Below are 12,171 nucleotides of genomic sequence, written 5' to 3'. Positions count from 1 at the left end.
ATGTGGTTTCTAGTGGTATTGAACTAGGCTGATATTAAAAAGTCGTATAACAAAAAAAGCGACCTAGGTAAAACCTAAATCGCCTTGTTGTATACTGAAGAGTACGTTTACTCTTGTGTAATTTCTTTCATTTTATTGAAGAAAGATTTCTTTCTTTCTGAGCTAATAGCCCAGTCAACTGGTACACTTTGGAAACCATTTTCAAAACCTTCGTTTTCCATTCTGAAATCAAAATAACCCCATGATACATAATTATTAGTAGCTGTTACAAAATTGCAAGTGTCAGACTCAAAGTTAAAATGGTCGTCTTCGTTTATTACGATAGGCTTAGGTGTTTTCACTAAAGCCTTTACATTTTCAATAAAACCAAGCATTTTGGTTTGTGTTGCTACGCCGTTTCCGTGAATTAAGATAAAGTCAGATATGTCGGCAACCGCTTGCGTAGGTACTTTTCCGCCAGAGAAAGAAGTACTTACCAAAAGTTTTTGACCATTAATTTCTGTGTCTTGCACACGTTTTATCAATTCATGCACTCTTGCTGCTTGTAAAATTTCGTGGTCGTAATGAATATCAGTTTCATTATTAAGTTCAACGATAACATTGGTATAACCATGCTCCAAAATCCATTTGGTAATATTATCTACAGCGTTTATCACGGCCGCTTCGTCGTCTAAAAATTGGTCTTGACCAAAGTAGAAGTAACCAAGAATAACCACCATGTTAAGTTCGTCTGCTTTGTTTAGAATACGCTCTAGTCTGGTGATATAATCAGCTTTGAGCTCACCTTTTGCATCAAAAGTGGTGTTTATCCAGCCTTTGTTTCCGTAACCTAGTGGGCTCCCGCCTTGAAGGTTTAGTGTAAATGCATCTAGGCCATGTTCTTTCCATGAAGGCATAGCGGCTATAAACTCATTGGTGTTTCTGTCGGCATCCCATGTTTTTGTATCTGGGTAAACAAAATTATCCTTGGTCTCAGGATTGGTGTCATTAAAGATTCCCTGTACCATACGAGAGTTAAAAAGCAATCCTTCAATTTTTTGGTCTTGCCATTCGCGACCCTTATGCGTTAGTTCACCATTGATAAGAAATTGATTTCCTGAGATACTTACAGTAGTGTTTTTCTTGGCGGTAGTGCTTTCTTGAGAGTCTACACAGGAAAAAATAAAGAATGGGAGGAGAAGTAATAAAAGTGTTTTTTTCATTTGAATTGTAATTTACTAGAGTTGAATTTATTTGGCGACTAGCACCTTTTTAGAAAGATTAATTTTAAAAAGAGGTTTTATAAATGACTGGACGAAATATCAATTTCTTGTTTTGTTTTTGAGCTGAGGTAAATGGCTTCTTGTACCTGCAAATTTTTCAAATAGTCTTTGGCATTGGTTTCAAACTGATTTCCCGATATTAAGCTATTTATGAAATGTTTTTGAGTAGCGTATACGCAGTCTGACGCAAAGTTTTTATCCTCATGCTTGTAGTCAATTTTCACTTCATCTTGACCCAATTTTTGAAGATAAATGGAGCCATCTAGTTCTAGCCTAATAGAACCGCCATTCCCTTCAATGAGCATTTCACCAAAAGTGTATCTTGGGTTTTTACTTTTTGATTCGTTATAACGATTCCCATCAAAAACACCTTGACAACCATTTTCGAAATCAAATAGAATTAAGCCGCTGTCTTCACCCGCAATATGCTTGTTAAGCTTTCTAAGTCTTGAATAAATGCTTTTAACATCACCTAATAGAAAACGGAATACATCAACAAAATGAATTCCAGTCTCATGAACAAGCAGTCTTGGCATGCTTCTAAAGTAAGGTTGTCTTTCAGCATAAGCGTTGTCAGACCAGCCATCTCCCATACGCATTCTATGGTTGATTGAAAATATTTCATCACCAATAGCTTGCTCATCTAAAAGCTCTTTGATTTTTCTGTACCATGGCTGAAACCTGAAGTTTTCATGAATCATGAATCTGGTCTTAGCAGCATTCATGGCCGTAATAAGTTCCTGAGCTTCTTCAAAACTAGGCGATAAAGGCTTTTGACAAATGATATGTTTTGCTTTAGCCGAAGCTTCTGTACACAGGTTTAAATGCGTGGCAGGAGGGGTAATAATATCTAAAATATCAAAGGATAAATGCTCATAAAGCTCCGCTGTAGAGGCGAAAACCTGCTTTACATCAAATTGGTCGGCTAGGCTCTGAGCCTTTTTAATGTCTAGGTCACAGATGGCCACTAGCTCTACCTCTGGCATTCTTTTCCAGGCTTCTACGTGGTATTTTGAAAAATACCCTGCACCCACACATACTACTTTATAACGTGTCATTAATCTTAATTACTTTAATAAGCCAAACCTCGGTCTGCTTTGGTTTTTGACCATAAATACATGGCTATTACATTTAAAATGGCCGCTATGTAAAAGAAGGAATCGGAGGAACCCGTCCATGCTGCCAAATACGGGAATGCAAGAGCCGTAAGAAATGAGCCAATGTTTCCTGCCATATTCATGGTGGCAGAAGCTGCTCCTGAGCTTTTCTTTCCTATGTCTACACAGAGTGCCCATGATGGTGATATGGTCATGTCTACACCTAAAATGGCTATACTTAACATTATCACGGCGGAGAGGGGAGTGGTCATGAAGCTACATCCTATTAAGCCGACAGCTGCCATTCCAAAACCGATGATGGCTGGTAGGCTACGAGATTTGTTCCAGTTCCCTTTAGAATAAATACGGTCAATGGCGGCACCCGCTATCCAGTTGCCAAAAGCACCAGCTATAAAAGGAGCTATGGCATACCAGCCTGCTTCCATGGTATTAAGTGAATAGGTTTCTTTTAAATAAGGGAAGAGCCATGTCAAAGCAAAGAAATTGGTGAAGTTGCTACTGAAATACTGCACAATGGCAATTTTCATGTTTTTGGACTTTAGCAATTCTCTCAAAGGCACTTTTGATGATACCGTTTCATCTACCTGCTGGCGTCCTGCTAATATTTCTGATTTTTCGGCATCACTTATTTTAGCATGTTCTTCTGGTAAATCGCGGAACGCCATCCACCATAATACAGCCCAAATTATGCCTACTACGCCTAAAATTATAAAGGCATTTCTCCAGCCGTAAGAGGTAATAAGCCAAGCCACTAAAGGCAGGGCAAATGCGGCTCCAATGCGTGAGCCTGAAAAATTAAGCCCCAAAACTAAACCTCTTTCTTTAATAGGCATCCAAGAAAAAACGGCTCTAGACATGCTAGGGAAGGCTCCTGCCTCACCTGCACCAAAAAGAAATCTTACGGTTAATAATGAAATGGAATTCCAAGCCATTCCGGTGAATGCCGTAAAAACGGACCAAATGGAAACTATGCTAGTCAAAACTAATCTAGGACCATATCGGTCTGCAAGTCTACCAGATGGAATTTGGAAAAGTGCATAGCCTAAAGCAAAGGAAGAAAGTACCCATCCCATGGTTTTATCGCTTAAGCCAAGGTCAGAGCCAATGGCGTCTTTTGCCACAGAAATGCATACACGGTCAATGTACAAAAGGAGGGATAAAATAAACATCCCAACCACCACATAATGCCTTCCTTTAAATTTCATGCTTACGTTTTTAATATTTCAATAACTTGACTAAGTCCAGATTCATCTCCTACGTTTCCTGGATAAACTATAAAAGGCATGTACGGAAACTTACTTCCTTCAAATGTCTTCCAAACGGGCACTCCAGGTATCATTTGCCCCATGACCATAGCTCGTTTTATGCCTAGACTTTTTGTTGCCAAGTCGCTAGAGGTAATTCCGCCTTTCCCTATCACGTACTTTGGCGTAACTTTTAAGGCGGCTACTATGTCTGTTAAAAAAGTAGATACCACAGAGCCAATATTCAGATTGTTTTCTTTTTCAGTGGAGCTTATCAGTTTACGACTGGTGTATAAAATGACATCTTTACCAGCCGAAATTAGCTTGTCAATTTTCTCCGCAAAATCTTGAGAACTATTTACCGTATTATTCAAAAGGCTTTCAATGTCTACCTCTATAGATTTTATTTCAATGTTTTCTAAAACATGTGTGAGTTGACTTGTTGATTTTGGCACGTAAGAGCCTAAAACAGTTAAACCACCATTTTTAGAATCTAAAGGCAAGTCTTTATTCGATATTAGTTTGGGTTTTTGACCAGCTAAAGCTGCAATTAATGAGGCCGCAGACCTAAAAAATGGATAAACATTGGATGAGAATATGCAATAGATGGATTGATTAAGGTCATCATAAGAGGCAGCATTTATAATACAGACATCGCCAGACTGAAATTGATTAATTTTCTTTATGGTTTGGCGACTTGATACGTTTTGTAATTCATCCAAAGAAATAGTGTGAATTTGCGAGTCTTCTATTTCCGAAGTATACTTTTCTTTTATCCAATTTTTAAGGTTGCTGGATTTGAAACCAAAGACTTTATCTTGAGCGAAAGGCGTATTTGCTGCAGGTATCATTTGCTCACCTTCACGTACATAATGCACATTATCAATGGTGTATCGTCCTCCTTCAAAAAACGCAGGAACTATAAAATGGACACCCTTTTCTTTTTGGAATACCTGACTTAAAACGTTTATTTCTAAAGGGTAATGCCCCCTCAAAGTACTGTCTGACCTACTAATTACTAAACAGTTTTTGTTAAGGTCGTCTTGTACATGCTTTATGTTTCTAGCTATTTCTAAACCAAGTATTTCAGCCTTTTCAGCGGGTAAGGCCCTAGAATTGGTCAGAATGTAGAAAAGCTTGGTGCCGTTTAAAAGTTCGTTTGCTATTAACGTTTCAGACCATTCTGTCAATACGGGAATTTCATGAACTGTCTGAGTACCCGTAGGGTCATCATCTAAAACTATAATGGCATCAAAGGCTTCATGCACTTTTGTACTCAATTCCTCTTTGGAGTAAGAAAAGTGAGAAGTCTTAAGACTTTCCGTTAGTTGATGATATGTAAGTACGTTTTGTTCCAATTTATCTTTCTTCAAAGGCGATTACTCTGGCAGGAGCACCGTCTCCGTTTTTGATTTTTAAAGGCAATGCAATTAAAAAAACACTTTCCGATTTGATACTATCAAGCTTATTCAAGCCTTCAATGATGGTGACATAGCCACCCAATAATATTTGATGAATTTTGGTCACTTCGGCTAGGTCTTCCACATCTGCTACAGATAAGGGTTCTACGCCTAGCATTTTTACTTTGTGCTTTACGCACCAATTGGCCAGTTCTTCACTTATTCTGGGTAAGTCTGGTTTGAAATTGCTGTCTTCATACATTTTTGACCAGTCGGTTCTAATAAGTAAACTATCTCCACTTTGGAAATTACTTAACTGACTGATGATATCTTCCAAAAGAATTAATTGTTTGGGCTTTGTTACCGAAATATCAATTATCCATGCCTTACCCATAAATTCGTCTGGACGATACTGGTCAATGGTATGCTCGCTAACACCAAAGTGAAAGGGAGCATCAATGTGCGTGCCAGCATGTGAATAGATAGTCAGCGTTTTTGCATTCCATCCATCCGCAGAGAGTGTACGAGCGGGCTGGTCTGAATAACCCGCTATTTTCTCGTCAAGCGTATGCGTGAGGTCATGGATAATATATTTGCTAGGGTCAAACATTTATGCGTTTAAAGCAGCTATTGTTGCTTTTGTGATTTCTTGAGTAGAGGTATTTCCACCTAAGTCTTTGGTTTTTAAACCAGAAGCTGTCATTTGGTGAATAGCTCTCATTAAATCTGCTGCAGCCTCATTTTCTCCTAAATGCTCAAGCATCAAAGCCGCAGACCAAAACTGACCAATTGGGTTAGCAATGTTTTGACCAGCAATATCTGGTGCAGAACCATGAATAGGCTCAAACATAGAGGGGAAATCTCCTTCTGGATTAATATTTCCTGAACCACCTAAACCTAAACTTCCCATGATAGCACCACCCAAATCAGATAGAATATCTCCAATCATATTGGTAGTGAGAATGACATCAAAGTACTCAGGATGAAGTACAAAGCTTGCAGAGGCATTGTCTACATACATTTTTCTATACTCCACGTCAGGATATTCTTTTGCCACTTCTTCAATAACTCTATCCCAATAAGCTAGGGAGTGAATCAAGGTATTTGATTTGGTGACGTTTGTCAGGTGTTTTCTTCTTTTTTGAGCCAGTTGGAATGCATAATGTGCTACTCTAGTGGTACCTGCTCTAGTAAACATACTGGTGTCTGTAGCAAAACCCTCTGGGCTGTCGGCATACATTTGACGGCCACTCTGCACAAATTCACCTTCATTATTTTCACGGATAATTACAAAATCAATATCCTCTTTACCTTTATTAGCCAACGGACTAGCAATGCCATCCCAAAGGTGTACAGGTCTAAGGTTTACGTATTGTTTAAACTGCGTTCTGATATAATTAGTAAACAATTTAAAAGGAAGTGTATCATCAACTTCTGGAAGTCCTACAGCTCCAAAATAAATGGCATCGTACTTTTTCATGGTCTCTAAACCATCTTCAGGTAAAAAGCAACCATGTTTTTGATAGTGCTCTGCACCAAAATGATAAGTGTCTGAAGTGATAGTGAAACCATGTTTTTGAGCCACGGCTTGCAATAACTCCATTCCTGCAGGTACTATTTCGTTGCCAATACCGTCACCATTGACAGCTGCTATTTTGTAATTTTTCATTATTTAATTTGACATTAAGAACTTAAGAAGATACTATCCCTTCTGGATATCATGTGACAAACCTATGTTTTTGTATTTTGAATTCAAAATACAATTTGATATTTTTTGAAAAGATGTAATTTGCGTCCTTAATTAGAAATAGAACCTTTTAGCGTGGAGCACTTAGAACTAGTAGACCGTATATATTCGGAGGTGAAACAGATGATTTTTGACCAAAGGTTAAAGCCTGGGGAGAAAATCATTCAAGAGAAAATTGCTGCTCAATTGGGAATAAGCAGGAGCCCGCTGTTAAAGGTATTGCAGCGTTTACAAAATGAAATGCTGGTGGAAAGTATTCCTAGGCGTGGAATGTTTGTGAAATCCATTGATATCAATGAGCTCATTGACATTTTTGAGTGTAGAGCGGTATTGGAAGGTTTGTCTGCCAAACTTACTACAGAGCATATTGACGCAGCTCAAATTGAAGTTTTAAAAACTTGTTTTAAGCCGTTCATTAATACTACAAATATTGATTCAGAAGCCTATGCAGAGGCGGATAGGAAGTTTCATGCCTACATTCTGGAGTGGAGCGGAAATAAGGTGATAGCTCAATTAGAAATGCTAAGCAATGTACATCTGAAAGCTTTTCAAGCGGGTCTATTACGTAAACCAGAACAAACCTTAAAAGAGCATTTGGCCATTATTTCAGCCATGGAAGAAAAAGATGCTGAAAAGGCGGAGACTCACATGCGAAACCACATTCTGAAATCATTGGAAGCGTTTAGAGCTAAAAATACAGCGGACGCTTAGTCTACTTGTGAAATATCGATTGCCGGATTAATTTTCTTGAGTTCTGCCAGGAACAAAGCTCGATTCATTGGAGAAATCAATACAGAGCCATATTTGCCATAAGCAACTTCTAATCTGTCGAGCGAAAGGGCAGGGGAGCTTAGTATGCTTTTACTCGGCTTAATGGTTTTTATGTTTGATATGGGGATTTTGATATTTACCACAAAACTCGATTTAACGATAAGGTCAGTTTCCTTAATTTGATAGGAGGTGCTTGCATAAATATGAAAGACAAATCCACATGTAAGTAACATGACTATTATAATAGGCCAGTTTTCAGCCATTATAGTCATCACAAGTGAACCTAATAGAACCACTGCTAGTGGGATGGCCATACCCCAGCTAATTTCAGATTTATATGTTTTCATGTTTGACTGTGATTGTCTTATAAATCTACAAAATAAATTAGAGAAATTTCGCTCATAAGCCAGAGCATAAAAAAAACATGGTTTCCAAAAAGGAACCATGTTTTTGTCTCAAAGTCTAAAACCTAAGCCTAAATCTTACTCAGCTCAATAGCCCTATCATAACAAGCAATAGCTCCTTTCTTGATGCCCTCTCTTACGTTTTCTTCATCAAACTTATTAAGAGCTGCACGCGTAGTTCCACCCTTAGAAGCCACTCTGTCCATCCATTCTGTAGGAGTGAAAGTTCCTTGTTTGTATTGCTGCACGGCACCTTCAAAAGTCTGTGTAACTAATAGTTTTGCGGTAGCTTCATCGTAACCGTAATGTTCTGCTGCATCCATCATGGCTTGCATGAAATAGAAAATATAGGCAGGTCCACTTCCGTGAATGGCTGTGGAGGTATTGATGTCGTCTTCTTTATCCAGTTTTAAAGATTTACCAGTTGAGCCTAATAGTTTACCCATAAGCTCTTCCTCTTCTTTTGATACAGATGAGTCTGAAAAGTAAGTAGTCATACCTAAACCTAACTGTGCAGGCAAATTCGGCATTGCTCGCACTACTTTAGAAAGACCCAAAGCATTTTGCATGCTTTCAATGGTAACCCCTGCCATTACTGATATAATTAAAGCATCAGCTTTTAAAAGAGGTTTCATTTCTTCAAAAAGACCATCTTTATGCTGCGGCTTAACTGCCACCATAATCATGTCTGCGTTTGGCAAACAGTCAGGTAATTCTTCAAAAACCTCAAAAACACCGTCGGCTCTTAGTTCCGCAAGTTTTTCTGGGCTTTTGTCCAGAATCATGATTTTATCATCTCCTAAAATTCCGAAATCGTTGATGGCTTTGGCATAAGTCAAACCCATATTTCCGGCTCCAATCACTAGTAATTTCATATAATATTTAATTTAGTCCAGGCCGAGTCTCATTTCTACAATGAGTTTCTCAAAACCTGCTTTTTCATAAGCTTTTATAGCAGCTTCGTTTTCGGTGTAAACGGTTAGTCTGGCCTCTGACAAGCCTTTGGCTTTCGCCCAATTTTTAAGCTCTGCTATAATGCCTTTATTCAGACCCCTTCCTCTAAACGCTGGTTTTACAAACATGAAACCGAGGTAGGCATACTTTTCATGTTTGAGATATGGCTTGGCATCTTTAATTAAGACACTAGCCGAACAAACAATTTCATTATCAATAGTTCCAACAATAACTTCTGAGTCATCCGCTTCAATAATGGCTTTCAGGTCATAATAATTAATATGACCTTCTTTCAGCGTGCTATTGAAGGGCCTTTCGGCTTTTACAATACCCTGCTCAAACTCCAAGAGCGTTTCGAGGTCATCTGTAGTAGCTGTCCTGAATTTAACTTCTTCCATTATTATTGACAGGTTTTACTGTATAAAACTCTTTGCTTTAGCTATTGCTTTATCCAGTCCACCTACATCACTACCACCAGCAGTAGCAAAATGTGGTTGACCACCACCACCGCCACGCATTTCTTTGGCGGCTTCTTTCACTATTTTTCCTGCATGCAGGTCTTTGGCTTTCATTAAGTTTTCGTCAATGATTACCGCCAAAAGAGGTTTACCGTTAATTTCAGCTCCAAGAGCAATAAAGGAGTTGTCCATTTTAGCTTTAAGGTCATAAGCCAATTGCTTAAGTCCATCTGCATTAGGCACGCTCACTTTTGCTGCTATGAGTTGAACACCGTCAATGGTTTCAATTTTTTGAAGCAAAGCGGTTTTAACACCCTGAAGTTTTTCATTTTCTAATCCTTCTACTTTTTTCTGTAAAGCAGATTTCTCATCCAATAAAGTCTTAACAGAGGCTACCACATCAGTAGAGCCCTTCAGTATCTCTTTCAAGGTATTTAGGGCAGTTTCTTGCTCACGCATTTTTTCTAATGCTTTGATGCCCGTAATAGCTTCCACACGCCTTACACCAGCAGATACAGAACCTTCGGTGGTGAATTTGAAAAGACCTATCTGCCCAGTAGAACTTACGTGAGAACCCCCACATAGTTCCAAAGAATATTTAGGGTCAAAGATGATGACTCTTACAAAATCGCCATATTTCTCCCCAAAGGTAGCCGTTGCTCCCAATTTCATGGCTTCGTCAATCGGCACATTTCTACGCTCATCCAGAGCAATGTTTTCTCTGATTTTTTGATTGACAATGTCTTCTACTTGCTTAAGCTCTTCATCGGTCACTTTTGAAAAGTGAGAGAAGTCAAAACGAGTGAGTTCATCATTTTGATAAGAACCACGTTGTACAATATGGTCGCCCAATACTTGTTTCAATGCAGACAGCATTAAGTGCGTAGCAGTATGGTTTTTCTTGATGTTGCTATGTCTGTCGCTATCAATTTTGGCCGTAACTTCCGCTGCTTTTAAGTCTTCCAAAGTATAGTCATCAAAAGGAGCTTTCTTGGCTATATGCACATGAAGCCCAGCTTCTAACTGGCAGTCGCTAATGGCTACCGTAAAACTACCTTTAGGTGTTTCAAAAGTAAGCTCACCAGTATCTCCAACCTGACCACCCATTTCGGCGTAGAAAGGTGTTTTCTCTAATATTATTTGATATTCACTACCTTTTTTGGTCTTAACCTTTCTGTATTGAACTAGTCCACTAATGGCCTCTTCGTTGTCGTAGCCTACGTATTCAGGATTGTCTAATTCGTTTACGGTTATCCAATCTGCCGCTTCTTTGGTGGCATCTTTACGGCTTCTAGCTTTTTGTTTTTCTAGTTCTGTTTTGAAACCAGTTTCGTCAATTTCAAAACCTTTTTCTTTGGCAATTAAAGCTGTCAAATCTACTGGAAAACCAAAAGTATCTGATAATTCAAATACGGTTTTACCGTCAATTACCTTTTTAGCATTATCACCTTCAAAGATAGTTTCCAATCTTTTCAGACCTTGCTCTAGCGTTTTTAAGAATGATTTTTCTTCTTCTTCTATTACTTTTTTGACAAACTCTTCTTGAGATTTTAGTTCTGGGAATACGTCTTCAAATTGTTTAGCCAAAACAGGTACCAGCTGGCACATGAAAGGCTCTTTGAAATTTAGGTAAGAGTATCCGTAACGGATGGCTCTTCTTAAAATCCTTCTTATTACATATCCCGCACCTGTGTTAGAAGGTAACTGCCCATCAGAAATAGCAAAGGCTACGGCTCTAATATGGTCAGCTACCACTCGCATAGCTACATCGCTGTAGCTGTCGGCGTTTAAGGTGCCGTTTACACCATATTTAAGGCCGCTCATTTCTTCTAAAACCTGAATAGTGTTTTGGAAAAGGTCGGTGTCGTAGTTTGATTGCTTTCCTTGAATAGCCATACAAAGACGCTCAAAGCCCATTCCGGTATCAATACACTTGTTTTCCAAAGCGATAAGTGAACCGTCAGCTTTACGCTCAAACTGCATGAATACATTATTCCAGATTTCCACTACTTGTGGATGGTCTGCATTGACCAACTCTTTACCTGAAATTTTGTCAACTTCAGACTGCTCTCTCAGGTCAATATGGATTTCAGAACATGGCCCGCATGGTCCCACATCACCCATTTCCCAGAAGTTGTCTTTCTTGTCTCCGTATATTATTCGCTCGTCAGAGCCTAAAATCTTTTTCCAAATGTCAAAAGCTTCTTGGTCAAAAGGTACACCGTCGGCCTCATTGCCTTCAAAAACAGAAACATAAATTCTGTCTTTAGGAAGTTTATAAACCTCGGTCAATAATTCCCAACTCCAGTTTAACGATTGTTCTTTGAAATAGTCTCCAAAAGACCAGTTTCCTAGCATCTCAAACATGGTGTGGTGGTAGGTGTCAAAACCCACTTCTTCCAAATCATTGTGTTTTCCGCTAACTCGCAGACACTTTTGCGTATCTGTAATTCTTTTTGACGGTGGCGTGGCGTTGCCTAAAAAGTAGTCTTTAAACTGTGCCATTCCAGAATTATAGAACATTAAAGTGGGGTCGTTCTTTGCCACCAATGGAGCAGAAGGAACCACCAAGTGTTCTCTAGAGCTAAAGAAGTCAAGAAATGCTTTTCTTATTTCGTGCGAGGTCATTCTAAAAGAGTTTATTGCCTTAAACAGATATGTTTGAAAAATTCCTGCAAAAGTAGGGTTTATATCATGTTTTTGGAAGGAAAAGGTGAACCTATTTCAATTGAAATTTGAGCCGAAGGCTATAAAAGAATCTGCATTTTCTTTTTAAAAGTAAGGTCAAAAGATTATTTCAAAATAATTGAACT

At 38.7% G+C, this 12,171-nt stretch carries 11 protein-coding genes; 1 reads left to right on the top strand and 10 read right to left on the bottom strand.

Annotated elements, in window-relative coordinates:
- Window positions 1-107: 107 nt before the first annotated feature.
- The 6 genes from AC0L6O_RS15340 to AC0L6O_RS15315 form a co-directional block, all read right to left on the bottom strand.
- Window positions 108-1,202: a hypothetical protein gene (locus AC0L6O_RS15340; RefSeq protein ID WP_473303561.1), complete on the bottom strand. Its 1,095-nt coding sequence runs from the start codon at window positions 1,200-1,202 to the stop codon at window positions 108-110.
- A gap of 77 nt (window positions 1,203-1,279) precedes the next feature.
- Window positions 1,280-2,320, bottom strand: a complete 1,041-nt coding sequence (locus AC0L6O_RS15335) for a Gfo/Idh/MocA family protein (protein WP_473303560.1) — start codon at window positions 2,318-2,320, stop codon at window positions 1,280-1,282.
- A gap of 14 nt (window positions 2,321-2,334) precedes the next feature.
- On the bottom strand, window positions 2,335-3,585 hold the full coding sequence (locus AC0L6O_RS15330) for an MFS transporter (RefSeq protein ID WP_473303559.1): 1,251 nt from the start codon (window positions 3,583-3,585) through the stop codon (window positions 2,335-2,337).
- A 2-nt stretch (window positions 3,586-3,587) separates the two neighbouring features.
- Entirely contained in the window at window positions 3,588-4,982 is a 1,395-nt protein-coding gene (locus AC0L6O_RS15325; protein ID WP_473303558.1) for a four-carbon acid sugar kinase family protein, read from the bottom strand.
- 1 nt (window position 4,983) lies between these two features.
- Window positions 4,984-5,634, bottom strand: a complete 651-nt coding sequence (locus AC0L6O_RS15320) for a cyclase family protein (RefSeq protein WP_473303557.1) — start codon at window positions 5,632-5,634, stop codon at window positions 4,984-4,986.
- A complete protein-coding gene (locus tag AC0L6O_RS15315) occupies window positions 5,635-6,693 on the bottom strand; it encodes a tartrate dehydrogenase (RefSeq protein WP_473303556.1) in 1,059 nt (352 codons plus the stop codon).
- Between the two features lie 153 nt (window positions 6,694-6,846).
- On the opposite strand from AC0L6O_RS15315, the gene AC0L6O_RS15310 reads away from it, so the two are divergent.
- Window positions 6,847-7,482, top strand: a complete 636-nt coding sequence (locus AC0L6O_RS15310; RefSeq protein WP_473303555.1) for a GntR family transcriptional regulator — start codon at window positions 6,847-6,849, stop codon at window positions 7,480-7,482.
- Here AC0L6O_RS15310 and AC0L6O_RS15305 read toward each other — a convergent pair.
- The 4 genes from AC0L6O_RS15305 to alaS all read right to left on the bottom strand — a co-directional run bounded on the left by AC0L6O_RS15305 (window position 7,479) and on the right by alaS (window position 11,986).
- Window positions 7,479-7,889, bottom strand: a complete 411-nt coding sequence (locus AC0L6O_RS15305) for a PH domain-containing protein (RefSeq protein WP_473303554.1) — start codon at window positions 7,887-7,889, stop codon at window positions 7,479-7,481. The two genes, AC0L6O_RS15310 and AC0L6O_RS15305, sit on opposite strands and share 4 nt — an antisense overlap.
- 128 nt (window positions 7,890-8,017) lie before the next feature.
- Window positions 8,018-8,821 (bottom strand): pyrroline-5-carboxylate reductase, encoded by an 804-nt coding sequence (gene proC, locus AC0L6O_RS15300; RefSeq protein ID WP_473303552.1) that lies wholly within the window; start codon window positions 8,819-8,821, stop codon window positions 8,018-8,020.
- A gap of 12 nt (window positions 8,822-8,833) precedes the next feature.
- Window positions 8,834-9,298: a GNAT family N-acetyltransferase gene (locus AC0L6O_RS15295; RefSeq protein WP_473303551.1), complete on the bottom strand. Its 465-nt coding sequence runs from the start codon at window positions 9,296-9,298 to the stop codon at window positions 8,834-8,836.
- A 15-nt stretch (window positions 9,299-9,313) separates the two neighbouring features.
- Window positions 9,314-11,986 (bottom strand): alanine--tRNA ligase, encoded by a 2,673-nt coding sequence (gene alaS, locus AC0L6O_RS15290; RefSeq protein ID WP_473303550.1) that lies wholly within the window; start codon window positions 11,984-11,986, stop codon window positions 9,314-9,316.
- Window positions 11,987-12,171 lie beyond the last annotated feature (185 nt).

Source organism: Arcticibacterium sp. GJ41-1 (assembly GCF_055808875.1).
This window is presented reverse-complemented; position numbering and strand designations above follow the sequence as displayed.

Excerpts from the sequence above, each read along its gene's own strand:
- AC0L6O_RS15340 (WP_473303561.1), bottom strand. The coding sequence starts at position 1,202 with ATGAAAAAAACACTTTTATTACTTCTCCTCCCATTCTTTATTTTTTCC.
- proC (WP_473303552.1), bottom strand. The coding sequence starts at position 8,821 with ATGAAATTACTAGTGATTGGAGCCGGAAATATGGGTTTGACTTATGCC.
- AC0L6O_RS15295 (WP_473303551.1), bottom strand. The coding sequence starts at position 9,298 with ATGGAAGAAGTTAAATTCAGGACAGCTACTACAGATGACCTCGAAACG.
- AC0L6O_RS15305 (WP_473303554.1), bottom strand. The coding sequence starts at position 7,889 with ATGAAAACATATAAATCTGAAATTAGCTGGGGTATGGCCATCCCACTA.
- AC0L6O_RS15335 (WP_473303560.1), bottom strand. The coding sequence starts at position 2,320 with ATGACACGTTATAAAGTAGTATGTGTGGGTGCAGGGTATTTTTCAAAA.
- AC0L6O_RS15320 (WP_473303557.1), bottom strand. The coding sequence starts at position 5,634 with ATGTTTGACCCTAGCAAATATATTATCCATGACCTCACGCATACGCTT.
- AC0L6O_RS15330 (WP_473303559.1), bottom strand. The coding sequence starts at position 3,585 with ATGAAATTTAAAGGAAGGCATTATGTGGTGGTTGGGATGTTTATTTTA.
- AC0L6O_RS15315 (WP_473303556.1), bottom strand. The coding sequence starts at position 6,693 with ATGAAAAATTACAAAATAGCAGCTGTCAATGGTGACGGTATTGGCAAC.
- alaS (WP_473303550.1), bottom strand. The coding sequence starts at position 11,986 with ATGACCTCGCACGAAATAAGAAAAGCATTTCTTGACTTCTTTAGCTCT.